General features: G+C 65.4%; 26 protein-coding genes. 18 read left to right on the top strand and 8 right to left on the bottom strand.

The window, feature by feature from the left end:
• Positions 1 to 70: 70 nt before the first annotated feature.
• Genes coxB through J2887_RS20485 form a run of 4 tightly spaced genes read left to right on the top strand, consistent with a single transcriptional unit; the run spans position 71 to position 4,356 of the window.
• Complete coding sequence (gene coxB / locus J2887_RS20500) at positions 71 to 1,195, top strand: cytochrome c oxidase subunit II (protein ID WP_227172978.1); 1,125 nt, start codon at positions 71 to 73, stop codon at positions 1,193 to 1,195.
• Between the two features lie 48 nt (positions 1,196 to 1,243).
• The gene (ctaD, locus tag J2887_RS20495; RefSeq protein ID WP_227176184.1) at positions 1,244 to 2,827 is read left to right on the top strand and encodes a cytochrome c oxidase subunit I; all 1,584 of its coding nucleotides are present in this window, start codon (positions 1,244 to 1,246) and stop codon (positions 2,825 to 2,827) included.
• 25 nt (positions 2,828 to 2,852) lie between these two features.
• Positions 2,853 to 3,452 (top strand): cytochrome c oxidase assembly protein, encoded by a 600-nt coding sequence (locus J2887_RS20490; RefSeq protein WP_227172977.1) that lies wholly within the window; start codon positions 2,853 to 2,855, stop codon positions 3,450 to 3,452.
• A gap of 16 nt (positions 3,453 to 3,468) precedes the next feature.
• Positions 3,469 to 4,356, top strand: coding sequence for a cytochrome c oxidase subunit 3 (locus J2887_RS20485; RefSeq protein ID WP_227172976.1), 888 nt, complete (start codon positions 3,469 to 3,471; stop codon positions 4,354 to 4,356).
• Positions 4,357 to 4,366: 10 nt separating this feature from the next.
• On the opposite strand, the gene J2887_RS20480 is transcribed toward J2887_RS20485, so the two are convergent.
• A complete protein-coding gene (locus tag J2887_RS20480) occupies positions 4,367 to 4,570 on the bottom strand; it encodes a twin transmembrane helix small protein (RefSeq protein WP_227172975.1) in 204 nt (67 codons plus the stop codon).
• 57 nt (positions 4,571 to 4,627) lie between these two features.
• Between J2887_RS20480 and J2887_RS20475 the strand changes: the two genes are divergently transcribed.
• The 7 genes from J2887_RS20475 (at position 4,628) to hrpB (ending at position 12,558) form a co-directional block, all read left to right on the top strand.
• Positions 4,628 to 5,407, top strand: a complete 780-nt coding sequence (locus tag J2887_RS20475) for an SURF1 family protein (RefSeq protein ID WP_227172974.1) — start codon at positions 4,628 to 4,630, stop codon at positions 5,405 to 5,407.
• Entirely contained in the window at positions 5,388 to 6,044 is a 657-nt protein-coding gene (locus tag J2887_RS20470) for a hypothetical protein (RefSeq protein ID WP_227172973.1), read from the top strand. The genes J2887_RS20475 and J2887_RS20470 overlap by 20 nt, the downstream gene beginning before the upstream one ends.
• 6 nt (positions 6,045 to 6,050) lie before the next feature.
• Entirely contained in the window at positions 6,051 to 7,121 is a 1,071-nt protein-coding gene (locus J2887_RS20465) for a COX15/CtaA family protein (protein WP_227172972.1), read from the top strand.
• The gene (cyoE, locus tag J2887_RS20460) at positions 7,118 to 8,026 is read left to right on the top strand and encodes a heme o synthase (protein WP_227172971.1); all 909 of its coding nucleotides are present in this window, start codon (positions 7,118 to 7,120) and stop codon (positions 8,024 to 8,026) included. Before J2887_RS20465 ends, cyoE begins: the two co-directional genes overlap by 4 nt.
• A 45-nt stretch (positions 8,027 to 8,071) precedes the next feature.
• The gene (locus J2887_RS20455) at positions 8,072 to 8,734 is read left to right on the top strand and encodes an SCO family protein (RefSeq protein WP_227172970.1); all 663 of its coding nucleotides are present in this window, start codon (positions 8,072 to 8,074) and stop codon (positions 8,732 to 8,734) included.
• A gap of 59 nt (positions 8,735 to 8,793) precedes the next feature.
• Positions 8,794 to 9,996, top strand: coding sequence for a YbfB/YjiJ family MFS transporter (locus tag J2887_RS20450; RefSeq protein WP_227172969.1), 1,203 nt, complete (start codon positions 8,794 to 8,796; stop codon positions 9,994 to 9,996).
• A gap of 96 nt (positions 9,997 to 10,092) precedes the next feature.
• Positions 10,093 to 12,558, top strand: a complete 2,466-nt coding sequence (gene hrpB, locus J2887_RS20445) for an ATP-dependent helicase HrpB (RefSeq protein ID WP_227172968.1) — start codon at positions 10,093 to 10,095, stop codon at positions 12,556 to 12,558.
• Between the two features lie 6 nt (positions 12,559 to 12,564).
• Here the strand turns inward: hrpB and J2887_RS20440 are convergent, their stop codons facing one another.
• From J2887_RS20440 to J2887_RS20415, 6 genes are all read right to left on the bottom strand, one after another.
• Complete coding sequence (locus J2887_RS20440; protein WP_227172967.1) at positions 12,565 to 12,771, bottom strand: YjfB family protein; 207 nt, start codon at positions 12,769 to 12,771, stop codon at positions 12,565 to 12,567.
• A 174-nt stretch (positions 12,772 to 12,945) separates the two neighbouring features.
• Positions 12,946 to 15,300: a fatty acid cis/trans isomerase gene (locus tag J2887_RS20435; protein WP_227172966.1), complete on the bottom strand. Its 2,355-nt coding sequence runs from the start codon at positions 15,298 to 15,300 to the stop codon at positions 12,946 to 12,948.
• 18 nt (positions 15,301 to 15,318) lie between these two features.
• Positions 15,319 to 16,518 carry a CynX/NimT family MFS transporter gene (locus J2887_RS20430; protein ID WP_227172965.1) on the bottom strand — a complete coding sequence of 400 codons (1,200 nt, stop codon included), beginning with the start codon at positions 16,516 to 16,518 and terminating at the stop codon, positions 15,319 to 15,321.
• A 24-nt stretch (positions 16,519 to 16,542) separates the two neighbouring features.
• Positions 16,543 to 16,929 (bottom strand): ectoine synthase, encoded by a 387-nt coding sequence (locus tag J2887_RS20425; RefSeq protein ID WP_227172964.1) that lies wholly within the window; start codon positions 16,927 to 16,929, stop codon positions 16,543 to 16,545.
• Between the two features lie 49 nt (positions 16,930 to 16,978).
• Complete coding sequence (locus J2887_RS20420) at positions 16,979 to 18,409, bottom strand: GTPase/DUF3482 domain-containing protein (protein WP_227172963.1); 1,431 nt, start codon at positions 18,407 to 18,409, stop codon at positions 16,979 to 16,981.
• Positions 18,406 to 19,818 (bottom strand): DUF2868 domain-containing protein, encoded by a 1,413-nt coding sequence (locus tag J2887_RS20415; protein WP_227172962.1) that lies wholly within the window; start codon positions 19,816 to 19,818, stop codon positions 18,406 to 18,408. The genes J2887_RS20420 and J2887_RS20415 overlap by 4 nt, the downstream gene beginning before the upstream one ends.
• Before the next feature lie 128 nt (positions 19,819 to 19,946).
• On the opposite strand from J2887_RS20415, the gene J2887_RS20410 reads away from it, so the two are divergent.
• From J2887_RS20410 to J2887_RS20385, 6 genes are all read left to right on the top strand, one after another.
• Positions 19,947 to 20,306 carry a DUF6164 family protein gene (locus J2887_RS20410; RefSeq protein ID WP_227172961.1) on the top strand — a complete coding sequence of 120 codons (360 nt, stop codon included), beginning with the start codon at positions 19,947 to 19,949 and terminating at the stop codon, positions 20,304 to 20,306.
• Between the two features lie 145 nt (positions 20,307 to 20,451).
• Complete coding sequence (locus J2887_RS20405) at positions 20,452 to 21,084, top strand: HPP family protein (protein ID WP_227172960.1); 633 nt, start codon at positions 20,452 to 20,454, stop codon at positions 21,082 to 21,084.
• 96 nt (positions 21,085 to 21,180) lie between these two features.
• Positions 21,181 to 21,696, top strand: a complete 516-nt coding sequence (locus tag J2887_RS20400; RefSeq protein WP_227172959.1) for an iron transporter — start codon at positions 21,181 to 21,183, stop codon at positions 21,694 to 21,696.
• A gap of 13 nt (positions 21,697 to 21,709) precedes the next feature.
• Positions 21,710 to 22,036 carry a cupredoxin domain-containing protein gene (locus tag J2887_RS20395; protein WP_227172958.1) on the top strand — a complete coding sequence of 109 codons (327 nt, stop codon included), beginning with the start codon at positions 21,710 to 21,712 and terminating at the stop codon, positions 22,034 to 22,036.
• Positions 22,037 to 22,071: 35 nt separating this feature from the next.
• Positions 22,072 to 22,920 carry an FTR1 family iron permease gene (locus J2887_RS20390; protein ID WP_227172957.1) on the top strand — a complete coding sequence of 283 codons (849 nt, stop codon included), beginning with the start codon at positions 22,072 to 22,074 and terminating at the stop codon, positions 22,918 to 22,920.
• Entirely contained in the window at positions 22,917 to 24,329 is a 1,413-nt protein-coding gene (locus tag J2887_RS20385; RefSeq protein ID WP_227172956.1) for a 4Fe-4S binding protein, read from the top strand. Before J2887_RS20390 ends, J2887_RS20385 begins: the two co-directional genes overlap by 4 nt.
• A gap of 47 nt (positions 24,330 to 24,376) precedes the next feature.
• Here the strand turns inward: J2887_RS20385 and J2887_RS20380 are convergent, their stop codons facing one another.
• A complete protein-coding gene (locus tag J2887_RS20380) occupies positions 24,377 to 25,072 on the bottom strand; it encodes a Crp/Fnr family transcriptional regulator (RefSeq protein ID WP_227172955.1) in 696 nt (231 codons plus the stop codon).
• A 123-nt stretch (positions 25,073 to 25,195) separates the two neighbouring features.
• Between J2887_RS20380 and J2887_RS20375 the strand changes: the two genes are divergently transcribed.
• Positions 25,196 to 26,035 carry a LysR family transcriptional regulator gene (locus J2887_RS20375; protein ID WP_227172954.1) on the top strand — a complete coding sequence of 280 codons (840 nt, stop codon included), beginning with the start codon at positions 25,196 to 25,198 and terminating at the stop codon, positions 26,033 to 26,035.
• Positions 26,036 to 26,299 lie beyond the last annotated feature (264 nt).

The raw sequence follows: 26,299 nt of genomic DNA, 5'->3' as shown, positions 1-26,299 counted from the left end.
CGATCAGCGGGATGCGACCGGCAACGCCAGTGGACGCTCAGGGCTCCATAGAACTCTACGGAGAAAGGCTATGGGCGTGCACGCGAAGCGGGCGGGTTTACTCGCTGCCGGGTTACTGTTTCCGGTCTGGTCCCGGGCGGACTGGACCCTGAACATGACCCCGGGGGTGACCGGAACCAGCAACGACATCTTCAGCCTCCACATGACCATCCTCTGGATCTGCGTGATCATTGGGGTGGTGGTGTTCGGGGTGATGTTCTGGTCGATTCTGGCTCACCGCAAGTCCGAGGGCCACAAGCCGGCCCACTTCCATGAGAATACCGTGGTCGAGATCCTCTGGACGCTGATTCCGTTCGCGATCCTGGTGGCCATGGCCATCCCCGCCACCGCCACCCTGGTGGACATGTACGACACCGAAGCGTCGGACATCGACATCAAGATCACCGGCTATCAGTGGAAGTGGCGTTACGACTACATCAACGATGACTTCGGCTTCTTCTCCAACCTCGCCACGTCCCGTGACGAGATCTACAACCGCACCGAAAAATCCGAGAACTACCTGCTGGATGTGGACAACCCGCTGGTGATCCCGGTGGGCAAGAAAGTGCGCTTCCTGGTAACGGCCAATGATGTGATCCACTCCTGGTGGGTACCGGCGTTCGGGGTCAAGAAAGACGCCATCCCCGGTTTTATCAACGAGACCTGGACCCGTGTCGACGAGCCCGGCATCTACCGCGGCCAGTGCACCGAACTGTGCGGCAAGGACCACGGCTTCATGCCGGTGGTGGTGAAGGCGGTGCCCCAGGACGAGTACGACACCTGGGTGGCCGATCAGGTGGCCGCGGCTGAGAAAGAGCGCGAGCTGACCCAGAAGGACTGGACCCTGGATGAGCTGGTAGCTCGGGGTGAAGGTGTCTACGCCACTGCCTGTGCCGCCTGTCACCAGCCTGACGGTTCCGGCGCACCACCAGCCTTCCCGGCTCTCAAGGGCAGCGCCATCGTTACCGAGGACATGGCGGCGCATCTGGATGTGGTGGTTAACGGGGTGTCCGGTACTGCCATGCAGGCCTTTGGCAAGCAGCTCAGTGAGGTGGACCTGGCGGCGGTGATCACCTACGAGCGCAACGCCTGGGGCAACAACACCGGGGAAATGGTGACGCCCAAAGAGGTGTTTGACTACAAGAACCAGCAGTAACCGATGGACAAACGCCACCGCTGGGCCGGTGGTAACGGGGGGTCTTCCATGAGTGCGGTTATCGATACCCATGCCGGGGAACATCATCACGGTCCTGCCAGGGGCATCAGCCGGTGGCTGCTGACCACCAACCACAAAGACATTGGCACCATGTACCTGGTGTTCAGCTTCGCTATGTTCCTGCTGGGCGGCACCATGGCGATGGTGATCCGGGCTGAGCTGTTTGAGCCCGGGCTGCAGATCGTGCAGCCGGAGTTCTTCAACCAGATGACCACCATGCATGGCTTGATCATGGTGTTCGGGGCGGTCATGCCGGCCTTTGTCGGTCTGGCCAACTGGATGCTGCCAATGATGATCGGCGCCCCGGACATGGCTCTGCCGCGGATGAACAACTGGAGCTTCTGGTTGCTGCCGTGTGCGTTCCTGATTCTGGTGTCCACCCTGTTCATGGAGGGCGGAGCCCCCAACTTCGGCTGGACCTTCTACGCCCCCCTGTCCACCACCTACGGCCCGCCGAGCACGACCTTCTTTATCTTTGCCGTCCACATCATGGGGATCTCCTCGATCATGGGGGCGATCAACGTCATCGCTACCATCCTCAACCTGCGGGCCCCGGGCATGACCATGATGAAGATGCCGTTGTTCGTCTGGACCTGGCTGATCACCGCGTTCCTGCTGATTGCGGTGATGCCGGTGCTGGCGGGTGTGGTCACCATGATGCTGATGGACATCAACTTCGGTACCAGTTTCTTTGATGCCTCCGGCGGTGGTGATCCGGTGCTGTTCCAGCACGTGTTCTGGTTCTTCGGCCACCCCGAGGTCTACATCATGATCCTGCCGGCGTTCGGGGCGGTGTCCCACATCATTCCGGCGTTCTCCCGTAAACCGCTGTTCGGTTACGCCTCCATGGTCTACGCGGTGGGTGCCATTGCTCTGCTCTCCTTTGTGGTCTGGGCCCACCACATGTTTACCGTGGGGGTGCCCATCGCCGGGCAGCTGTTCTTCATGTACGCCACCATGCTGATTGCGGTGCCCACCGGGGTGAAGGTGTTCAACTGGGTGGCCACCATGTTCCGCGGTTCCCTCACCTTTGAGGCACCCATGCTGTTTGCCGTGGCTTTCGTCATCCTGTTTACCATCGGCGGCTTTTCCGGGCTGATGCTGGCCATCGCCCCGGCGGACTTCCAGTATCACGACACCTACTTTGTGGTGGCCCACTTCCACTATGTGCTGGTCCCCGGAGCCATCTTCGGCATCTTCGCCTCGGCCTACTTCTGGCTGCCCAAGTGGACCGGTCACATGTACGACGAGACTCTGGCCAAGACCCATTTCTGGCTTTCGTTCATCGGCATGAACCTGGCCTTTTTCCCCATGCATTTCCTGGGACTGGCGGGCATGCCCCGGCGGATTCCGGATTACGCCCTGCAGTTCGCCGACTTCAACATGGTATCCAGCATCGGTGCCTTCATGTTCGGGGCCACCCAGCTGCTGTTCCTGCTGATCGTGGTGAAGTGCGTCCGTGGTGGTGAGGCGGCGCCGGCCAAGCCCTGGGACGGTGCCGAAGGGCTGGAGTGGACGGTGCCATCACCGGCGCCCTACCACACCTTCAGCACCCCGCCCGAGGTCAAGTAACGGTCCGCCCACGGAGGAACCGGTCATGAGCGACACACCGCAGCCCAACCCGCAGCCACCCCGGCGCTCCAATGCCCGGGTGATCGGCTGGTGCCTCGCCGGCGTGATGGGGATGTTTGCCTTTGGTTTCGCCATGGTGCCGTTGTACGACGTCTTCTGTGACATCACCGGCATCAACGGCAAGACCGCTGGCCGCTATCAGGCCAGCGGCAATGAGGAGACCGACGCCAACCGCACTGTGACCGTTCAGTTCATCGCCCAGAACGGCCCTGACATGCCCTGGGTGTTTCGGCCGGTGACCCGCAGCATCACCGTGCACCCGGGCGAGCCCACCACCGTCAATTTCTACGCCGAAAACCCCACCACCGATCCGATGGTGGGGCAGGCCGTGCCCAGCCTGGCTCCAGCCGAAGGCACCCTGTATTTCCACAAAACCGAGTGTTTCTGTTTTAACCAGCAGGCCCTGGCAGCGGGTGAAACCGTGCAGATGCCGCTGGTGTTCATTGTTGACAAGGCATTGCCGGAACACATCCGCAAACTGACCCTGTCCTACACCCTGTACGATCAGAGCGAGCTGCAGGCGGTCTCCGGCAGTGGGCAGGACAACACCAACAATAACGGCTAAACCGTCGGAGGCAGGCATGGCAACTGACCAGACCTACTACGTTCCCGCCCAGAGCAAGTGGCCGATCATCGCCACGGTCGGGCTGGGGGTCACCCTGTACGGGGTGGCATCGATCATGGTGAACGGGTCCCAGGGCAACTCCACCACCGGCTCCTGGTGGATCTTCCTGGTGGGCAGCCTGATCATGGCCTACATGCTGTTTGGCTGGTTTGGCAGCGTGATTCGCGAAAGCCGGGCCGGACTCTACAGCGATCAGATGGATCGCTCGTTCCGTTGGGGTATGAGTTGGTTCATCTTCTCCGAAGTGATGTTCTTCGCCGCCTTCTTCGGCGCCCTGTTCTACGCCCGGGTGTTTGCGGTGCCCTGGCTCGGTGGTGAGGGTGACCGCGGCAGCTCACAGATGCTGTGGGAGGGCTTTCAGGCCACCTGGCCACTGCTCAACAACCCCGATCCGCAGGCTTACCCGGGACCCTCCGAGGTGATCGGTCCCTGGGGACTGCCGCTGGTGAACACCATCCTGCTGGTGACGTCGTCGTTCACCGTGACCGTGGCCCACCACGGCCTCAAACAGGGGCATCGCGGCAAGGTCAAGCTGTGGCTGGCGGCCACCATTGTGCTGGCGCTGGCGTTCGTGGCGTTGCAGGCGGAAGAGTATGTTCACGCCTACACCGAGCTGGACCTGACGCTGTCGTCCGGCATCTACGGCAGTACCTTCTTCATGCTCACCGGGTTCCACGGGGCCCATGTGATGCTGGGGACCCTGATGCTGACCATCATGCTGATCCGGATTTTCAAGGGCCACTTCACCGCAGAGAAACACTTCGGCTTCGAGGCGGCGAGCTGGTACTGGCACTTTGTCGACGTGGTGTGGCTGGGGCTGTTTGTCTTTGTCTACATTCTCTAGGCACTGCCGGTCAGGGGGTGGGATTGAGGCTGAGGTCGCCGTGCCACAGCGACACCAGGATAAGCGCCAGTAGCGCCAGGCTCAGGCCCACCCGCACCGCCAGGGAGTTAACCACCCGGTTGGTTTTACCGCCATCGCGGATCAGGAACACCAGCCCGGTAAACAGACTGATCAGGACGGCAATCATCATGATCACAATGACAATCTTCAACATCGGTGCTCCCGGCAATCGGTTGGTGGCTGGCAGGGTCAGTCTCCACTATAGCAAAGCATGATCGGGACCCCGGCGGCGGTGCGGGTATGGCAACCGAATCTGCGACTGCTGCTGTTCAGCGGCCTGATGCTGCCGTTGTTGCTCGGCCTCGGGATCTGGCAGCTGGACCGGGCCAGCGAGAAGACCCGGCAGCTGGAGCTGTGGCGACGCCAGGCAGAGCAACTGGACTGGTCGGTGCTGTGGCAACAGCAGCCACAGTCCGGGCAACCGGTGGTGCTGAGTGGCCGCTATGGCGACCACAGCTGGCTGCTGGACAACCGAACCCGCGACGGCGTGGCCGGTTACGAAGTGATGACCCTGTTCCATCCCGTGGCCGGGCCTCCGGTGGTGGTCAACCGGGGCTGGGTGCGGGCGCCGGCACGTCGACAGAACCTGCCGGTGTTCCCCACACCCCAGGGCGAGCTGCGGGTGGCGGGCCGGGTGGCCGACTTTCCCCAGCCGCCGGTGCTGGCACAGACGCCCCCGGGGCCGCAAAGCGGTTGGCCCCGACGGGTTCAGACCCTGGCGCCAGCCGACGTGGCGGTGCTGGCACCTGGGGTTGCCAACCGCATTGTGCGACTGGAGAGCCCGCTTCAGCCCGGGGCCTTCCGTGCCGACTGGGTGCCGGATCGGATGGGCCCACAGACTCACTACGGCTATGCCACCCAGTGGTTTTTGATGGCGGCGGTGCTGGTGGTACTGACCGTCTTCGCCAGCTACCGCCGGCCACCAGCCTATGATCAAAAAGGAACCCCGATAACAACGAAGGGAGCCAACAATGACAACGACAACGGCTGAATCCATGAACCAACCCGCCTCCCAGACCCCACAACACCCGACGCCGGCTCAGGTGCGCCGGGGTCGGCGCATGGCACTGCTGCTGTTCACCGTGGGCTTCGGCCCGATGATCCTCGCCACGGTGATGTTCTACACCGGCTGGCTCAACCCCACTGGCCACAGCAATCAGGGCGTGCTGGTTCAGCCCGTGGTGCCGGTCGACCAGTTGCAGCTGCGTGGTGTCGGCGGTGAGCCTCTGGCTGAACGGTTTGGCCTTTCTGATACGGAGGGGCAGTGGCTGCTGATGGTGGTGGCCGAAGACTGCGATGGGGCCTGCGAGCAGTTGCTCTACCTGGCCCGGCAGGTGCCTGTTGCCCTGGGCAAGAACGCCAACCGGGTGGCGCGGGCGGCCTATGTTGGCCAGATCGGAGCTGAGCTGAGTGCTACCTGGGAGCAGCAATACCGCGCCATGGAACGGCTGAGCCTGGCGCCCGATGCCCGCCCGCAGTGGCCAGAAGGCGTGCGCCCCGGGCAGGCACCGGCGGTGCTGCTGGTGGACCCGCTGGGCAATGTGCTGATGCGCTACGACGAGCGCCACAGCGGCAAGGACATGCTCAAGGACATCAAGCATCTGCTGAAACTCTCCCAGATCGGATAAGCCGCCATGACCAAAACGCCTGAACATACGTCCTGGCAACGGGGCATGGGCCGGGTGGCCCTGGCGGCAACGGTGCTCGCCGCGGTGGTGGTGATGCTCGGGGCCTGGACCCGGCTGGTGGATGCCGGCCTGGGCTGTCCCGACTGGCCCGGCTGCTACGGGTTCCTCACCGTGCCCCAGGGCGCCGAGCAGATTGCCCTTGCTGAGGCCCGTTTCCCCCATGCCCCGGTGGATGCCAGCAAGGGCTGGCCGGAAATGATCCATCGCTACGCGGCCGCGATCCTGGGGTTGGTGGTTTTCGGCCTGGCGGGGTTCGCATTCTGCCACCGGCGCCACGGTCTGCCCTGGAAGCTGCCGTTGTTCCTGGCCGGTTTCATCCTGCTGCAGGGCGCCTTTGGCATGTGGACCGTGACCCTCAAGCTCTGGCCCCAGGTGGTGGCCCTGCACCTTCTGGGGGGCTTCACTACCCTGTCGTTACTGGCCCTGCTCAGCATTCGTCTGCTGGCCCGCTGGGAGCCGCCAGCGCCACAACTGGGACGATGGCGGGGCTGGCTGTTTGGCGGGTTGCTGCTGGTGATCGGCCAGATCGCCCTGGGCGCCTGGACCGCCGCCAACTACGCCGCGGTCGCCTGTCCGGATCTGCCTACCTGCCAGGGCCAGTGGTGGCCGGCGATGGACTTTCGCCATGGCTTCGACATCACCCAGCAGGTCGGGCCGAACTATCTGGGTGGCCAGCTCACCGCGGATGGCCGGGTGGCGATCCACTTCAGCCATCGCCTCGGCGCCCTGGTGGTGCTGGTGTACTGGTCCCTGTTGCTGCTGAAGGTATGGCCGGCCTGTCCCCGGCGGCGTCAGCGTCAGGCCCTGGGCCTGGTCGCCGTGACCCTGCTGGCACAGATCGGCCTCGGGCTCCTCAACGTGGCGTTGCACCTGCCCCTGGCCATTGCCGTCGCCCACAACGCCATGGGGGCGGCGCTGCTGATTGCCATCATCCACCTGTTGTGGCGAACCCGGCCGGCTTCGCCACAGCCCGCCACTGTCGCGCCATCGCCCTTTAACCAGGAGGCAACCGTATGACTGAACCGGCAAAAGCACTGACTCTCCAGGCCGGGCGCCAACCGGTGTCCTGGCGTGATTTCCTGGAACTGACCAAGCCACGGGTGGTGGCGCTGATGATCCTCACTGCGGTCATCGGCATGTTGCTGGCGGAACCGGGCCTGCCGTCCTGGCGGGCGTTGTTGTTCGGCAACCTGGGCATTGCGCTGTTGGCGGGGGCGGCGGCGGTGGTCAACCATGTGGTGGACCAGAAGGTGGATACGGTGATGGCGCGGACCCGCAAACGTCCGGTGGCCACCGGGCGGCTGGCGCCACTGGATGCCCTGCTGTTCGCGCTGACACTGGCCCTGGCCGGCATGGTGGTGCTGGTGTGGCAGGTCAACCTGCTGACAGCCTGGCTGACCCTGGCGTCGCTGGTGGGTTACGCCGGGGTGTATACCCTGTTTCTGAAGCGGGCCACGCCCCAGAACATCGTTATCGGCGGACTGGCCGGGGCCATGCCGCCGCTGCTGGGCTGGACGGCGGTCACCGGCCAGGTGGACGGCCATGCGCTGCTGCTGGTGCTGATCATCTTCGCCTGGACGCCACCGCATTTCTGGGCACTGGCGATCCATCGCAAGGAAGAATACGCCAAGGCCGGTATCCCCATGCTGCCGGTGACCCATGGCAACCGCTACACCGAACTGCACATCCTGCTGTACACCCTGATGCTGCTGGCGGCCAGTCTGCTACCGTTCGTGACCGGGTTGTCGGGCACCCTCTATCTGGTCGGGGCACTGGTTCTGGGGCTGAGATTCCTGCACTATGCCATTCGACTGCTGCGCGGTGATGACCGCCGGGTCGCCCTGGCCACCTTCAAGTATTCCATCACCTACCTGATGGCACTGTTCGTGGTCTTGCTGGTCGACCATTTCGCACGGTTCTGATCACGTTGGCGCTGATCGCGGTGTTGAAAGCTTCGGGAGACAGAGATGGATCGCACGGTACGCAATACGGTCATCATCCTGGTGATGGTGGTGGTTCTGGTGTTTGGCCTAGTGGTGGGCCGGCAGGTGTTCCAGGCGGAAACCGCCAATACCGCACCAGCGCCGGAACTGAGCGAGCTTAATACCTTTGTGTACGAGCAGGGCCGTGCACTGCCGTCGTTTCAGCTGCTCAATGAGGCCGGTGAAACGGTCAGCCAGGAGGCCCTCAAGGGACGCTGGACCTTCGCCTTTGTGGGCTACACCTTCTGTCCCGACGTCTGCCCCGCCACCCTGTCCACCCTGCGCCAGGCTGACGGTCTGATGCCGGATACCCTGCCGCAGCCGGATTACCTGCTGATCTCTGCCGACCCGGAGCGGGATACCCCGGACCGGCTCACCGAGTACCTCAACTTTTTCGGCGACGACTTTCACGGCCTTACCGGCGACCTTTCGGTGCTGCGGGATCTGGCCAAGAGCCTCAACGCGGTGTTTGTCCATCGTGAGGACAAGGGTGTGCAACTGGTGGATCACAGTGCTCACATTGCGCTGATCAACCCCGAGGGCGAGATGACCGCGGTTATCCAGCCCCCGCATACGCCCAAAGACCTGGCAGAGGCCTATCAGAAAATCTATGAGTGGACCCGTCGCAATCATCCCCGGGCGGGTTGATCCGGGTCTTTTCAGGGAAAGGTTGCTCTTCTTCTTAGCTGTCTGCCGTGGTGTCTTGAATGTCGGTATCCCAACCCAGTTGTACCACGCCCCGTGAGCTGTTCTCGGTCCTTGCCGCTGGCGCCGTTCTGCTGGTTGTGGTGCACTCCCTCGGGCGCTTTATCTACACCCCGCTGCTGCCTTATCTGGTCGCCGATGGCCAGCTGGATCTGCAACAGGGCGCCAGCATCGCCACCTGGAACTACCTCGGCTATCTGATGGGGGCGTTGCTGGCCATTCGCTGGCACCGCATTGACCACATCCGCCTGCTGTTGCCGCTGTCGCTGGCGGTGCACGTACTCACCACGCTGCTCCAGACCCAGTTGGACAGCGAAGCCACAATCGCCGCCTCCCGCTGGCTTAACGGCGTAGCCAACGGTGTGGTATTTGTGCAGGCGCCGGCGCTGATTCTGGAATGGCTGGTCCGCCGCAACCGCGCCAGCGCCAGTGGCCTGGTTTATCTGGGGGTGGGGTTGGGCTTGCTGCTGTCCAGCGCCCTGGTGAGCCTGAGTGCGGACTGGCTGAGCGGTGCCGCCCGCTGGTGGCCTGCGGCCATTCTCTCGATCCCACTGGCTTGGTGGGGAACGGCGCGACTGCTGAAACTCGAGGTGCCCTCCCGGCCTGAGAGCTCTGGCCACGGTGCGGACCATGGACCGTTACTGGATCGAGCCAGCGTGCCGCTGTTCCTGTCCTACGCGGGTGCCGGACTGGGGTACATCCTGCCGATGACCTTCCTGCCACTGGTGGCCCAGCGCCAGCTGCCACCGGAGCACTGGCTGCTCGATGGCAGCTGGTTGTTAGTGGCTCTTGCGACCCTGCCTGCCGCCTTCCTGTGGAACCACCTGGGTAGCCGTCTCGGGGATCTGCCGGCTCTGCGGGCCAATTACCTGATCCAGCTGCTGGGTGTTCTGGCAGCGGTGCTGTGGCCAGGTCCGGTGGGTCTGGTGCTGTGTGCTCTGCTGGTGGGCATCACTTTCGTCGGCACGGTCCTGCTGACCCAACGCATCGGCCGTGCCCTCCACCCCCATCAGGGCCCCCGCCTCTCCGCCGCCCTGGTCGCGCTCTACGGTTTCACCCAGATGGTGGGCCCCTGGCTGACCAAGCAATGGCTCAACCTCGGCGGCACCCTCGACACCGCCTTCTGGATCGGCGTCGCCGCCCTCGCCTGGGGCCTGGTGTTCAGTGCGCTGGTGCCGAAGCCTGAGGCGTGGCACGGACACTAATCAAACGGGGGTATGGTCAGAGTGGCCGCCGTCCTGACAGTCCCTGCTTTCTCCCGCTAGAATTCATACCCCGCATCAACCCGGATACCCCCAACCATGCTCCCCATCGACAACCTGCTCCCCGACCTGCTGGCCACCCTCGACGAGCATACAACGGCGCTGTTACAGGCGCCGCCCGGGGCCGGTAAGACCACGCGGGTGCCGCTGGCGCTGCTGGCGGCGGACTGGCGGGGAGACGGCAAGATCCTGATGCTGGAACCTCGGCGTCTGGCGGCCCGTTCCGCGGCGCGGTTCATGGCCAGCCAGTTGGGGCAACGGGCGGGCGAGACCGTGGGTTACCGCACCCGACTGGACACCCGGGTGTCGGCGCAGACCCGTATCGAGGTGGTGACCGAAGGCATCCTCACCCGGCTGATTCAGAACGACCCGGCGCTGGAGGATTACGCTGCGGTGCTGTTTGACGAGTTCCACGAACGCTCGCTGCAGGCGGATCTGGGGCTGGCGCTGGTGCGGGAATCGCAACAGGCGCTGCGGGAGGATCTGCGGTTGCTGGTGATGTCCGCCACCCTGGATACCGCGCCCATTGCCCGGGTGCTGGGGGATGTACCGGTACTTACCAGCGCCGGCCGGGCGTTTCCGGTTACTGAGATCTATCGCCCCCTGCCCCGTCAGGGACGGCTGCTGGATCATGTGGTGGCGGTCATTCAGGAGGCTCTGGCGGACCAGTCGGGATCATTGCTGGTGTTCCTGCCCGGGGCTGGCGAAATTCGCCGGGTTGCCCAGGCTTTGGCGGGTCACCTGCCGGCGGGTGTCCATGTGGCACCGCTGTACGGCAACCTTCGCAATGACGATCAGGACCGCGCCATCGCACCGGCGGGAGCGGGTGAACGCAAAATTGTGCTGGCCACCGCCATCGCTGAGACCAGCCTGACCATCGAGGGCATTCGGGTGGTGGTGGACGCCGGCCAGCAGCGCCAGGCCCGCTTTGATGCCAACAGCGGCATGACTCGACTGGTCACCGGGCGGGTGTCCAGGGCGTCGGCGGAGCAGCGCAAGGGCCGTGCCGGGCGGGTGGAGCCCGGGGTGTGTTACCGACTGTGGAGTGAGTCCGACCAGTTTGGTCTGGCCGACTTTACCCCGCCGGAGATCCAGCAGGCCGACCTGGCCCCGCTGGTCCTGGAACTGGCGCAGTGGGGCGCCCGCAGCCCGGATGACCTGACCTGGGTGGATGCCCCGCCCCGGGCCCACTGGCAGCAAGCGGTGTCGCTGTTGCAGTGGCTGGACCTGCTGGCGGCCGACGGCGCGATCACCGAACAGGGCAAGGCGGCGCGGCAACTGGGGGCGCATCCCCGGTTGGCGCACATGATGCTGCGGGGCCGGGACTGGGGGCTGGCCCGAACCGCCGCCGAGCTGGCAGCACTGCTGGAAGACCGGGACCTGCTGGGACCGGGCGCCGGCGCCGATCTGCACAGCCGCTGGCAGCTGCTGCGTGGGGAGCGTCGGGACAGCCGGGTGGATGGCCAGCGTCTGCAGGCCCTGAAACGGGTGGCAGCGCGATGGGCTCCGGAGCCGGACAGCGGTGCCAGTGCCGCGGACCTGGGACGGTTGCTGGCCCAGGCCTACCCGGATCGGGTGGCCCGTCGCCGCCCCGGAACGTCGCCACGTTACCAGCTCAGCAACGGCCGCGGGGCGGCGTTGCGGCCGGACGATGCCCTGGCGCGGGAAGACTGGCTGGTGGCGGCCGAGCTGGACGGCCAGGCGCGGGAGGCGACCATCTACCTGGCCGCGGCGCTGGACCCGGCGGATCTGGAGCGGGATCTGGCCGACCACATGACCACCGTTGAAGAGGCGATCTGGGACGACCACCGCGGCCGGGTGGTTGCCCGTCGCCAGACCCGGTTGGGACGCCTGGTACTGGCGGAAACCGCCCTGCCCGATCCGTCGCCGGAGCAGGTGGTGGCGGGGTTGCTGGCGGCGGTGCGGGAGAAAGGTCTGGCCAGCCTGCCGTGGAACGACAACGCCCGTCAGCTGCGGGCCCGGCTCCGGTTGCTGCATTCGCGGTGGCCGGACGAGTGGCCGGCGATGGATGATACCTCGCTGCTGGACGCTCTGGACACCTGGCTGGCGCCGTTCCTGGTGGGGGTGAAAAGCTGGGGCCAGCTCCAGCAGGTGGCCCTGGTGCCGGCGCTGCTGAGCCTGCTGGACTATCCCCGGCAACAGCAGTTGGCGGAACTGGCGCCGGCTGCGCTGAGCATTCCCACCGGCCAGAACGTCACCCTCGACTACACCACCGACCACGGCCCGGTGCTGGCGGCGAAACTGCAGGCGCTGTTTGGCTGGACCACCACCCCGACGGTGGCCCGGGGCGAGGTGCCGGTGGTGATCCACCTGCTGTCACCGGCCCGGCGACCACTGGCGGTGACCAGTGATCTGGCCAGTTTCTGGCGTAATGGCTATGTGGAGGTGCGCAAGGACATGCGCGGGCGTTATCCCAAGCACCCCTGGCCGGAAGACCCGCTCACCGCGGAAGCGAAGCAGGGCACCAAGAAACAGGGGCGTTGAGCGGAATCAGGCGCGAACGTCGATGTTGTTGCCGACGTTGGGGTTGGAGCTGGCGGTGGATACCGGCGCAGTCTGGGCGACGCTGTCCAGCAACTGCATGGCGCCCTGGGAGGCCATGTCCTGGGCGGTTTTCAATACACTGAGCTGTACCTGCTCACGGACCTGTCCCTGGCTCTGAAGGCTGGCGTAACTGGCAATGGAAGAGACGTCCATAGCGACCTCATGGGTTCAACTGGTCAGGGTTCAGCCCGTCATATCGGGCCACTGCTGATCACATTATCACCAGCGGTCAGGGCGGAAAAGCCCGGGCCGCCGGATCTTACATTTCGTTACAGCTTTGCCACAACATCACCACGCCTTCACTACAGGCGGTATCCCGCAGCAGCCCTACAGATTGACATAACGGTTGATGTCAAAAATGCCCGCTTCCAGCGGTCGCTGGCCTCGGTGCCAGGCGGTGATGTCATGGAGGATCTGCCAGAACCGTGGATGGGTGCGGCGCACGCCCCAGGTATCCACCACCCGGGTCAGATCCTCCGGCGTCGCTACGGCCTGCATCCGGCGGGTGAACTCCGCCACCTGTGAGGCCGGCAGGTCAAAGACAAAATTGGGGTAGCTGCCGATGATGCCCGGGTAGAGGGTGAGGCGGTCCTGTTCCGGCTGGTAGCGCAGCGATTCCCCCATCATGAAGGCCACGTTGCTGTGGGCGCGGTCGCGGATCAGGCTGTACACCGTGCGCTCGCCATCGTCGTTGTGGACCCGCAGGAAGGTCACATCCGGCAGGCCATCGATGGCGGCCAGGCGTTCAGCCGGGACGTTGGCGAGGGTCTTGAGCTGTCGGTCCACCGGGTGCACCCAGCCCGGCTGGTCGGGACGCCGGCAATTGCGACCGGCGCAGCGGTTGAGGCGGTCCTGGTGTTCGGCATTGATGTCGGCAAAGCGTTGCAGCAATCGCAGGCCCAGCTCCTGGCGGGGGGCATCGGTGGCGAAGGTCACGCCGCTCGGGGTGTCGGTATCGACCTCGTGATAGCTGATGCCGAACTTGAGCTGACCGCTGCCCTGGTACCAGTGATCCAGTACCGACTGGCGTGCGTCTGCCGGCAGCAGTCGCAGGAAGCTGTGCTCCGCGCCGTTGCGGATCAGGTCGAAATAGAGCCGGGTCTGGGCCTGGTGGGCAACGTTGCCAAAGACGTCAAAGTTCACCACCAGCTCATAGTAGGTGCGCTCAAACAGCGGGTAATCCATCCACCAGGTGGTGAGCGGGACCTGGCCGATCAGCCCCCGTTGCACCGAGGCACTGGTGTGGTGACGGAAGATGGTAAGCAGGGCGTTGTCGTTGTGGCCGTCGCCATCCCAGATATCCGCAAGCCGCGCGCCGTCGGGCTGGTACTCGCGATAGGCGGCTTCGCGCAGGGCGGTGTAGCGATTGCGCATTTCCTGGTAGCCCAGCCAATTGTCCCCCAGATCCAGCAGGGCGGAGTCCTGGCCGGGCAGGCTGAGTAGCGGGGTCGCCTTGCGGCGGTAGGCGGCGTCGGTGATGTAGAGATCCTTGTCCGGGTCCTGGAAGATCGCCCAGAAGCGGTCGCGGATTACGTCGGTGGCGATCTGGCCACGGCACACCGGTCCGCGGATGAAGGTGCGGACAAAGTACTCGGCGTTGTCGAGCATGAACTGGTAGCGGGCCCGGGCCGGAATCGCGGAGAACGTCAGAAACGGGTTGGCCCGTTCGGTGGCGCCGTAGCCGGGCAGCCGGTGCACCGACCAGTCCGGCTCGAAAAACAGCTTGTGGACCCGCGCCAGGGTGGCTTCGCCTACCGGCAGGGTGATGTGGCGTTTGTGCAGGATGCTGCCGGTCACCGGTCTCAGGCGGTAGTAGAACGGTGCGTCTACACCGTCGTTGGGGCGCCGGGTGGCCACCGGGTCAACGGGGTCGCCCGGCGCCGTGTAGGAACGCACCAGCTGGAAGAAGCGGGCGTCGCCCTCCAGTTCCGGGAAATACAGGTGCGCCAGGTACAGGTGCTCGTACAGCCAGCGAGCCACCAGGCGATGGCGGTCATCGCGTTGGTTCAGCAGGGATTCCCAGCGGTGGATCAGCGCCTGCTCGGCCGGGCCCGGGGTGACCTGTTCCAGGGTGACGGGGGCGCCCTGGCGGAGCCAGCCGGTGAGGGTGGCGTACTCGTCATCGGTCAGCCCGGTCACCGCCAGTGGCATGCCTTCCAGCGGATGGTCCTCGGCGTAGTCGGCAAACTCGTCATTGCTGACGCATTGGTTGCTGCGTGCCAGCCCCAGGGCGATGTCATCTGGCAGCTTGCTGTTGGGGGCGAAGTCGTACTGCTTGCCGAGCCGGATCATGCGCTCGAACAGGCTCTGTTCCCCGCCGTTCTTTGCCAGCACCGAGTAGAAGCCAAGTTCCCGCCACTGGGCCTCGCTGCTGGCATCGAAGCCGAGCCGGGTGGTGGCTGCGGTTTCCAGCCGGCCGCCGTCGTACACCGGGCTGGGGTGGGCGCCGCGCACCAGGCCTTCCGCAGTTTCCAGCTTGAGCTGGCAAGGGGCGTCGAAGCAGCCGTGGCAGGCCAGGCATTTGCCAGCGAGAATGGGCTGCACGTCGTCGCTGAAACTCACCGTGTCACTGGTCGGTGCCGGCAGGGCCTGGCGTTCGCTGGCCTGGCTGGGGTGTTCGGAGCAGCCCAGTACCAGCAGCAGACACAGGGCGGTGAGGGACAGACGAAGAAGCTGGCGCATAGTCAGGGTGTCCAACGGTTAATGGGTTTGGGGAGCGGGTGAGCGGGCCCGTCTCAGGTCCAGCGTCAGCGCCAGCGGCAATACCGCCACAGCGTAGGCGACCATGGTGAAGATGGCGTGACGGACATCCCCGGTGGCGTCAGCGATCAGACCACCCAGGGTAGGTACGCCGAAGGCGATGGTATAGCCCACCAGAAAATTGCCGGCGGACAGCCGCCCGGTGTCCGCGGCACTCACCAGCAGTGGCGGCAGCGCCACCAGCAGGATCAGCAGGATGCCCGCGGTGAGGCTCATGAAGGTGGCGCTGGCGATCGCCAGGGTGCCGTCGGTCAGCACGCTGCCCAGGGCGCCCGCGATGGCTCCCAGCGCCATCACCAGGATCACGGTACGGTTGCCGACCCAGCGTCGTGCCATTTTCAGCATGATCAGCGAGGCGAACACCTGGGCCAGGTTGTACCAGAACAGGGCGTCGGAGAGCCGTTCCAGCTCACCCCGCTGTTCCAGCAGGTTGCCGAGGTAGGCATTGAAGCCGAAGAACAGCGAACCGGAAAGCCCCAGCAGCAGGCCCAGTTTGAGGGTCAGCGGGTTGCGCCAGTCCGGCAGCCAGGCTGGTCGTCGGGCTGGGCGGGCGCTGTCGCGGCGGGGCAGGTACAGTGCGGCGGTGACCAGCAGGGCCGGCAGTGACCACACCAGCAGCGCCTGGCGCCAGCTGTGTTCCACCATTGGCAGGATCAACGGCCGGGTAATGCCGGCGCCAATGAACTCCCCCATCAGCATGCCGTTCATGTAGATGGCGGTGCCCATGGCAAGGTGGTGCGGGGCCAGCCAGCGTGGCAACAGAGCTGGCAGCGCCGGTTGCATCATCGCCACTCCCAGGCCCATGACCGCACTGGCCGCCATCAGAGCGGTGGCGTCCGGTACCAGCGCCCGGCCCGCCGAGCCGAGCACCATCACCAGCATCGCCAGGGCCAGGGTATGGCGGGGGCCAAGGCGGGAGATCGCCAGCGAACCCGGCATGGCGCCAATGGCCAGCATCAGGATGGGCAGCGTGGTGAGGGCGCCGGTCAGGGCCTGGGACAGCGCCAGCTCAGCGGCGATGTCCGGCGCCAGCGCGGGCGCCACCAGCACCGGTATCCGCAGGTACAGGCCGGCCAGCCACAACAGCAGACCGACCAGCACCAGGTGGGCGGTGCTGGCAGGGGTGTGCTCCTTGAGCATTACAGGGGTTCCCGGAGGGGCGGATTACTCCGACAGGTTGTAGGAACCGTCTTCGTCGTGGGTCTCGCGACCGGTGACCGGCGGGTTGAACGAGCAGATCAGGCGCATGTCCTCGGTGCCGCCGCGCAGGATGTGGCGGTCGTGGTTGTCGAGGGCGTAGAGCGTGCCGTCGGTGATCTCGTGGGTCTCGTTGGTGGCCAGGTCGGTGATGGTGCCGTTGCCGGCCACGCAGTACACCGCTTCCAGGTGGTTCTTGTACCACAGGTTCAGTTCGGCACCAGCGGGAATGATGGTCTCGTGGAACGAGAAGCCCATGCCGTCTTTCTTCAGCAGCAGCCGACGGCTGGTCCAGCCTGGACCTTCCACTTCGCGTTCGGTGCCGATGATGTCCTGTACACGTACAATTTTCATAGCATTCCTCATTGGGTGATGGAATAGCCTTACAGTATAAACATCCCTCTCAACCCGGATTCAACCGCCAGCGGCTGTATGCCTCAAGTGCGGCTTCCACCGCGAGCGCCAGCCGGTGGCGCTGGTCACTGCCCAGCGGCTTCTGTTTGCGGCAGCGCTGCAGGGCCTTGTGGATCTGCTGACGATGCTCCGGGGCAAGGGTTTCCAGCCAGTGGCTGTCGGCGGGTGCCAGGTCCAGAGTATCGCGGCCAGCGTGGTTGCGACAGCTGATGTGCCACCAGTGGTCGACCGCCCGGCCCAGTACCACGTAGCCGAACTGGCTGTCCTGTACCGGCCCGAAGCGGGCGGTCTGCAGGCCATCACGCAGGGGCCCCAGGCGCATCACCGGCAGTGCCAGCCGGTCGCCGTAAAAGTAGCTGCCGGCGGCCCCCACCAGCCCGCCAATCAAGGCGCCGGTGCCGAGGGAGGAGCCCAGGGTGACCGCGTCCAGCCCTGCGCCACCGAGGGCGCCAGCGCCAAACCCGGCACCGGCCAGGTATTTACGGCTGACACCCCAGGCCTGGCGGCTGTCCTCGCTGAACAGGTCGTGGTCGCTGTGCCACTCCAGCTCGGCCTCCTGGCGCTGTACCCGGTGATGCTGATACAGCGCTTCAATGGCCAGTCGCAGGGCTTGTTCACGGCGACGCTGGTGCCGATACCAGGCCTGTCGCAGCTGGCCGGCCAGGGCGTCACGATCGGCGTCCGCGGGCTGGCCCGTGGTCAGGGTGCGACGTTCCTGCCAGGCCATCATGTCCTCCAGCGCTGTGGCGATTAGCCGGGCGGCCTGATGGCGGCGCTGGGCGCGCTGTTCCGACAGGTGCATCACCGCCCGCTCGAGCACCGATTCCCAGGCTGGCTCCAGCTGGCCGAAGGCCTTCAGCAGGCTGAGGTGCTGGTTGAACGGTGCGGTCACCGCGTTGAACTTGCGCACCACCTGGAAGTACTGGCCCAGGGCGGCCTGCCAGGTGTCGCTGTGGTCGTCGGTGCCGATGCTGTTGATCAGCGCCAGGCTGGGCTGGCCGGTCCAGCGCAGGATCGTCATCTCGCTCTCATGGGCCGCGCTGTAGGGTACCGAGCCGTCCACCACGTAGATAATGCCGGCTCCGTTGATCAATGGTGTCAGCAGTTCGCACTCGTCGTGGAAACGGGGATCGTCGCGATGCTGCTGGACAAACGCCGCCACCGTTTCGGCCCGGTCGGAGGCCGACAGGCTGTGGGCCTCCAGCCAGGCCAGCACCTGGCGGGGGCGCTGGAAGCCGGGGGTGTCCACCAGGGTATACAGCGTCTCACCGTCAATGCTCAGTGGGTAGGTATGGTGCTCCCGGGTGGTGCCGGGCTCCAGGGCAATGGCGATGGCGTCGTTCTGGGACAGGGTCGCCACGACGCTGGACTTGCCCTTGTTGGGGTGGCCGACGACGGCAAACAGTGGCGGCTGGCTCATGTCGCACCCCCGTTGCTCCAGGCCCGGGCCGGTGGCTGGGCATCGTAGCGGCTGACCTGCAGCCGGGCCTGATGCTGGCGTTGGCTGAAGCGCAGCCACTGTGCCAGTTGCTGGGGTTCCGGTGGTCGGCTGGGGTCTGTGGCCAGGGGAACCAGCGCCACTAGGGTGTCCGTCGGCCATTGCTCGCGGGCTTCGCTGAGGAAGTCTTCAAGCTCCCCGGTGGGCGGCTCCCAGGCCCGGGTCAGCACGATCGCCGATGGCAATTCGGCCAGCGCCAGTACCGCGGCCGCCTGGCGCAGGGCAAGCCGGTCCTGCGCCAGGGTGGCGCCACCGCCAGCCTCGAACACCTGGCGCTGGCCGTTATCGGCAAAGTCCAGCGGCAGCTGCTCCCCACCGGCGCCGGCCCACCGGATCACCACCGGACTGTCCGGGTACGGCTGCAGCTCGCCGCGGGTGTCCAGGGACGGCGCGCTGCTGGCATCGGCGTCGGGGTTGCCGGTCTCAAGCACCGGCGTCTCCATGCGGTAGCGCAGGGCGGTGAGCCCCGGGTGATGGTACAGCCGTTGGCGGGCCTGGTGACGCAGGTGCCAACCGGCCAGCCATCTCAGCAGGGCCCGGGGCAGCACGCCGTAACACAGCCAGGCCATGGTGAGAAACGGCCACCAGTCGCCCCAGCGGACGGCGGTGACGGCGCTTGTCGGCGCGGCGCGGAAGAAGCGGGTGCTGGCCACCAGGTTGGCGTCTGGCACCGCGGCCGGCCACAGTGCCTGCCAGGGTATGGCCAGGGTCTGCACCAGCCGGTGATAGCTTTCGGCGCCGGCGGCCAGGGTGGTGCTCCAGCCGAACGCCAGATCCTGCACCACCACCAGCACCAGCAGGGTTGCCAGGCCGGCGAGGGTGAAGGCCAGCCCCCCACCCTGGGCGGCCCGGGCCAACAGCTGGGGGTGAAGGTGTTGCAGCACGGAGGTGTCGGCGCCGGCGCTGCGGTTTACCAGCCAGCCCCAGGGGCGCCAGCCCAGCAGCGACTGCACGGCGGTGGCGAGCGCCAGCAGCAGCTGCAGCGCCAGGAACGCCAGCAGCACGGTGACGTTGATGCGGCCACTGCCGTCGTAGTACAGCAGACCCAGCATGGTGGTAATGCCAAGCAGCACACCGGCGGCCATAAAGGCCAGGCCGATTCGGTCCCAGCGCTGCAGGCGCCGGTCACGCCCGCCGGCGTTCTGCTGACTGCCCGGGCTGAAACGGCGGAGGTGCGTCAGCCACTGGTTCACCAGGGTGTCATCGTCGCGGGCCTCGGTATCCAGGCCAAAACGGCGGTCACGGCGGTGGAGAAACGCCGGCGCCTGGCGGCGGTCCCGTCGTACCTGGTCGTCGAACGCCAGCAGGCGGGTCAGGGGGTGTTCGGTCATGCAGGGTCCTTGGCAAAGATCCGGAAGCGCCGGCTATTCAAGCAATGGGCACTGGCACTAGAATAATGGGCGTAGCGCCAGAACTCTATGGCCCCGACCCCGGGGCAACCACCACGCCCCGGAGACCCATGCCACACCACCTGATGAACCTGCGCCATGTGCCCGACGATGAAGCGGATGAGATTCGCGCGCTGTTCGAACAGCATGGCGTGGCCTACTATGAGACCCCGCCAAGCCGCTGGGGCATCAGCATGGGCGGTTTCTGGGTCCATGACGCCGATGAGGCGGAGCGGGCACGGGCATTGTTGCAGGACTATCAGGCCGAGCGATTGAGCCGCCAGCGTGCGGCCTACCAGCAGGGCCTGGACGCCGGCCGGGTACGTGGCTTCTGGGCGCGGTTGCGCCACAAGCCGGTGACCACTCTGGCGGCCTGTCTCGCCATGGCGATGATCCTGTTGCTGACCCTGGCGCCCTACCTGCGGCTGTAGCCCTGTCCGCGACTGAAAGCGGTGTTCTGTGACCGGGTTTTGGCGTCAGTTGATGAATATCAAGTGATGGCGGGCGCTGCCATGGTCTGGCCGGACATTCTGCCGTAGCATCGCCGGCCCTTTGGTGACGTCAACGGAGACGGGCATGGCGGCGGGCAACGAACGCCTGCGCTGGCAGCAGGTCAGCGGGGTGTTGCGGGTGCTGCACCTGGAGCGGCTGGAACAGCGATTCAGCCGACGCACGGTGCAGGCGGGATTCAATCTGGTGAACGGCAGCCTCAGCATCGCACTCGTGTCGCTGGTGGCGCTGGCCACCCAGGAAGCCTTTATCTTCCCATCCCTTGGCGCTACCGCGTTCATTCTTTTCCACGTCCCGCTGGCGGCTCCGGCGTCGCCCCGCAATGCTTTCTGTGGTCACCTGCTGGGTGCCCTGATGGGCCTGGTGTCGCTGTACCTGTTTGGGCTGGCGGACGCGTCGTCAGCCATGGCCACCGGCGTCGACCTTTCCCGGGTAGGGGCCGCAGCGATGTCGTTGGGGCTCACCAGTTGCCTGATGGTGGTGTTGCGGGTACCCCATCCGCCGGCCGGTGCCACCGCCCTGATCGTGTCACTGGGATTGATGCCCCACCCTGCCCAATTGCCGATCCTGATGTCCGGATTGCTGTTGCTGCTGGTGCAGGCCTGGGTGATCAACCGGATGGCGGGCATTCCCTACCCGCTCTGGCGGCCGGCGGACCAGGCTGCCAGGCCATCGACCCCGGGGCTTGAGCCGTCCTGAGGTGGATCAATGACCGCAGGTTGATATTGATCAAACGATAACCGTTATCATTTGTTTATAGTGCCGTTCCAACAGACCTGATCGAGGAACGCCGCCATGCCCCGCCCTTCGTTACTGCTTGCCCCCCTGTTGCTGCTGTCATCCTCTGCGATGGCGCTGGAATACCCCATCGGTGAACCCGCTCTGGAGCATGGCATGGAGATCGCCGCCGTGTACCTGCAGCCGGTGGTGATGGAACCGACCGGCCGCCTGCCGGCGGCTGAGGCGGACATTCATCTGGAGGCGGACATCCACGCCCTGGAAGACAACCCCAACGGCTTTGCCCCCGGTGCCTGGATCCCCTACCTGGAAATCGATTACGTGCTGACCAAGGCCGGCAGCGGCACCGCCATTGAGGGCCGCTTCATGCCGATGATCGCCAGCGATGGCACCCACTACGGCGACAACGTGCGGCTGAATGGTCCGGGCGAGTATCACCTGACCTACACCATTCGCACCCCGCGCCTGATGCGCCACATTGACAACGAGACCGGCGTGGACGAGTGGTTCGACACCTTCAGCGTGGACTACACCTTCGTCTACGCCGGAGTCGGCAAGAAAGGCGGGTACTGAGGGCGCGACGGCGATGAATCGACTGATTGTCCTCACCATGGCCGCGCTATTGGCACCATTGGCCCGGGCCGGCGGGCTGCCGGCCTACGATCTGGAACTCAACAACGGTGAACTGATTCCCCGGGAGCTGCGGGTGCGGGCGGGCGAGCGCTTCAAGATCCGCCTGCACAACACCGGCGATACCCCGGTGGAGTTTGAGAGTCGCTCCCTGCGCAAGGAAAAGGTGATGGGACCGGGGGTGGATTCGTTTGTGGTGGTGCACCCGCTTCGCCCCGGTGAATACGACTTCTTTGACGAATTTCATCTGCCCGAGGCCCGCGGCAAGGTCATTGCCGAGTAAAGCGTCCGCCATCGCGCCATCGTAAGGAGTCCGGCATGCCCGAACAGGTTTTCTTCATCGTCTGGCGCGAGAGCGTTGAGGCGATTCTGGTGATAGGTATTGTTCACGCCTGGCTGGCCCGCACCTCCGGCGGTGCCGGGCAGCGTTACCTGTGGTTTGGCGTCGCCGTGGGCGTGGCATTGGCCGGGCTGATGGGGATCGGTTTGATGCAGGCTGACGGCTGGCTGCAGGGCGAACGCCAGGCGATCTTTCAGGCCGCGATGGTGCTGGTCGCCAGCGCATTGATCGTACAGATGGTGTTCTGGATGCGCCGCCACGGCGCCGGCCTCAGGGCCGGTATCGAGCAGCGGCTGAGCCACGCCACTGACAACTCCCGCCATTGGGGCATCACCGTGTTGGTGGCGATTGCGGTGGCCCGGGAGGGTTCGGAAACGCTGATCTTCCTGTATGGCATGGGCCTGGCCCAGGACTCCCCGGCCGCCCTGGCGTCGTTCACCCTGGCAGCCCTCGGTGGCTTGGCGGTGGCGTTACTGACGTTTGCCCTGCTGCAGGTCGGTCCCCGGCTGTTCTCCTGGCGGCTGTTTTTCCGCCTGACTGAGATACTGCTGCTAATGCTGGCTGCCTCACTGCTGGTTGCCGGGGTGGAACGTCTGATCGGCCTGGGGTTGTTGCCAGCGGGCCCTGATCCTCTGTGGGACAGCCGTTGGCTGCTCGACGATGGCCAGGGCGTGGGGGCACTGCTGGCGGATTTCGCCGGCTACCGCGCCTGGCCGGCCCTGACCATGGTGCTGGCCTACGGCCTGTTCTGGCTGATCGTGGCGATTGGACTGCGCTGGCAGCGGCGTCGGCCCGCTGCGGGTCTGTCAACGGAGGCGGCGGTATGACGTTGGGCCAGCCCGCGACGGCCAGGCCTTCGCGACTGGCGGCGATTGGCGATGGCCTGCGTCGCCACCGGCGGTGGGTTCAGCGGATTCAGTGGACGGTGGTGGTTGTGTACACGGTGCTGCTGATCGTGCCGGCGTGCCTGCCGCTGCCGGATCACCAGGCCCAGATCCTCTCTCATCTGACGGTCTTCGCCGCTTTTGTGTTCTGGGGACTGTGGTGGCCTTTCGTGCTGGTGAGCATGGTGTTGCTGGGACGGGTCTGGTGTGGCGTGTTCTGTCCGGAGGGCACCCTCACCGAGGCGGCCAGCCGGGTGGGGCTGGGCCGGCCGATTCCGGCCTGGATTCGCTGGCCCGGCTGGCCGTTCGTGGCGTTCCTGGGCACCACCCTGTACGGCCAGATGGCCAGCGTCTACCAGTATCCGCTGGGAGCCCTGGTGGTGCTGGGGGGCTCAACGCTGGCGGCGACCCTGGTGGGGTTGGTGTATGGCAAGGGTAAGCGGGTGTGGTGCCGTTACCTGTGTCCGGTGCGGGGGGTGTTCGGCCTGCTGGCGAAACTGGCGCCGGTGCATTTCCACACCGACCAGGCCGCCTGGGTCCGGTTCAACCGTGAAACCCGACATCAGCGCCCGCGTTCGCCCGCGCCGGACTGTGGGCCGCTGATTCCCCTGAAGCAGCTCGACAGCACCAGCGACTGTCACATGTGCGGCCGCTGCAGCGATTACAAGTCCTCGATCCGGCTGCGGTTACGAGCGCCGGCGAGCGAGGTGATCCGGCCACCGCGGGACGGCCAGCCCACCGGCTGGGAGTTTGTGCTGCTGCTCTACGGCGTTCTGGGCGTGGCGGTGGGGTCGTTCCAGTGGACCGTGAGCCCCTGGTTTGTGGCCCTCAAGCAGACCATTGCCACCTGGTTGGTGTCCTGGGACTGGCTGTGGCCGCTCACCACCACATTGCCGGCCTGGGTTCTCACCAATTACCCGGCGCAGAACGACGTCTTCAACCTGCTCGATGGCGTCACCCTGCTGCTCTACATCACCGCCACCGGTGCATTGCTGGGATCGGTGCTGGCGATGCTGCTGGCGCTGGCGAACCGATTGCTGGGGCGCTGGTCCTGGTCGCGGCTCTGGCACCTGGGCTACTGTCTGATCCCGTTGGCGGGGCTGGGGGTGTTCCTGGGGCTGACCGGCATTACCGTGACGCTGCTGGGCAATGACGGTATCCGCCTGGGCTGGGTCAACGAGGCCCGCGCTACATTGCTGGCGCTGGGCGCCGTTGCCAGTGCGGTGCTGGCCTGGAAGATTGCCGGTGGTTATGCCACCGGTGGGCGGCGGATGGTGGCCATGGTTGGCCCGTTGCTGGCGATCCTGTCGATACTGGCCGCCTGGTGGCTGATGTTCTGGGGATGGTCGTGACGCGCGGGGCTGAAACGTGGCTTGGTGCCAGCTCCGCGCTCAGTGGATCAGCTTGCGCGCTTGAGGCGGGAGAAGGTCGCCGGCACCACGCCCAGCCAGGCGGCGAGCTGGTTGTCCGGTACCCGCTGCACCAGCTCGGGGTAGTCGCGCACCAGCAGGTCGTAGCGTTCCTTTGCCGACAGGGTCTGCTTGTGGAACTCCCGCATGGTGGCCAGCTCGGCCAGTTCCTCGGTCAGCGCCAGGGCGAAACGGGCCCACTGGCCTTCGCTGTGTTTGCGAATGGTGGCGCGGAAGGCCTGGAAGTCCGCAGCCCACAGTGTGCAGTGGGTGACGGTGGACAGGCACAGGGTGTTGCGCATGGTCCGGCTGCGGCCGAACACTGGCCACACCAGGTCGCCTTCGGCGAAGAAGTGGTGAATCGAAATCTTGCCGTTGGGGGCCTCACGGAACAGCCGGGTGACCCCGTGCTGGATCAGGTAGACGTTGGACCAGGCTTCCTGATGTCGCTCCAGAGCGGTGTCAGCGTCCACCGTCACCCGGTGGAACAGCCGCGTCAGGTTGCTCAGCATGGGATGGTCGGTGTCCCGCCCGGCGGATTTCAGGTGAATGCCGAAGACCCGGGACAGGCTGTTTACCAGGGCCAGTTCCCGTCCGGCGGGTTCCGGTGTCAGCAGGTGAGCGTCGGGTTGTCCCAGCAGGCAGGGGGACGACCAAACGTCGCGGTGTTCGATTGCATTGGTCATGACAAGCCTACGGATAGAAAAGGTTGGCCGACATTGGCGGAGCCAGTATCCCACCCTCATTAATGCATAAATAACGAATTATATTGCTACTAACCAGCAATTATTTTGAGGTAAGGTTCGGCCATGGATACCGAACTGGCGCGAACATTCCTGGTGGTGGTGGAAGTTGGGAGCTTTATGCAGGCGGCCGAACGGCTCAGTGTGTCCCAGACCACCGTCACCGCCCGTATCAAAACCCTGGAGGCGCAACTGGGCCGAACCCTGTTCGATCGGGGCCGCCATGGTGCCCTGCTGACCCTGGAAGGCCGCCGCTTCGAGCGCCATGCCCAGGCGCTGATCCAGGTGTGGGAGCGGGCCCAGCATGAGGTCAATATGGCGCCGGAGCAGCGCCAGATGCTGGCCGTGGGCGGGGAGCAGAGCCTGTGGAGCCCGCTGTTGCTGAACTGGCTGGTGTGGATGCGCCAGCATCACCCCGACATCGGCCTGCGTACCCATGTGGAAGAGCCCGCCAGTCTGCTGGACAAGGTGGAGCGCGGCCTGCTGGATTTCGCGGTGATGTACTCGCCGTTGTACCACCCGGATCTGGCCACCGAACTGTTGCAGCAGGAACGGCTGATCATGGTCAGCACCGAACCGGAAGGGGCCATCAGCGCCCCGGACCGTTACGTCTATGTCGACTGGGGGGATGAATTCTCCCGTCGCCACGATCAGGCCTTTCCCACCCTGCGGCGTTCCAACGTCTTTGTTGGCCTCGGGCCGCTGGCGCTCAGCTTCATTCTCCAGGCCGGGGGCGCCGGCTATTTCCGCGAGCGGGCGGTGCGACCCTACCTGGCCCGTGGTGAACTGCATCGGGTGCCGCTGGCACCGGAATTCCCTTACCCTTCCTACGTGGTGTGGTCGCGGGAACGCCAGCCGGATGGCCTGGTGGAAGCCATCGACGGTTTGCGGTCGGTGTTGGACTGAGCTGCGCCCGTCTGTCCGGAAAGTGGGACGGTGTCCGGATTCCAGGACGTCGGCTGTGAGTACCTGCTTTTGCCCCCTGAGGCCCACCCTGCCAGTGTAACGACCGGGAATCGCCGGATTCTGTCTGTCCTGATATCCGGACATGCGGGTCCGATGCTCCGCTCGAATCACTTTAACTCATTGAATTTAAAGCGGTTGTGTCGTTGGCCCGGGATCTGCATCGGTGGCTGCGGCGTCCGGCGACGTCCGATCGCTGGAACGCGG

The organism is Marinobacter sp. CA1, from assembly GCF_020546665.1.
Taxonomy (GTDB): Bacteria; Pseudomonadota; Gammaproteobacteria; order Pseudomonadales; family Oleiphilaceae; genus Marinobacter; species Marinobacter xestospongiae.
This window is presented reverse-complemented; position numbering and strand designations above follow the sequence as displayed.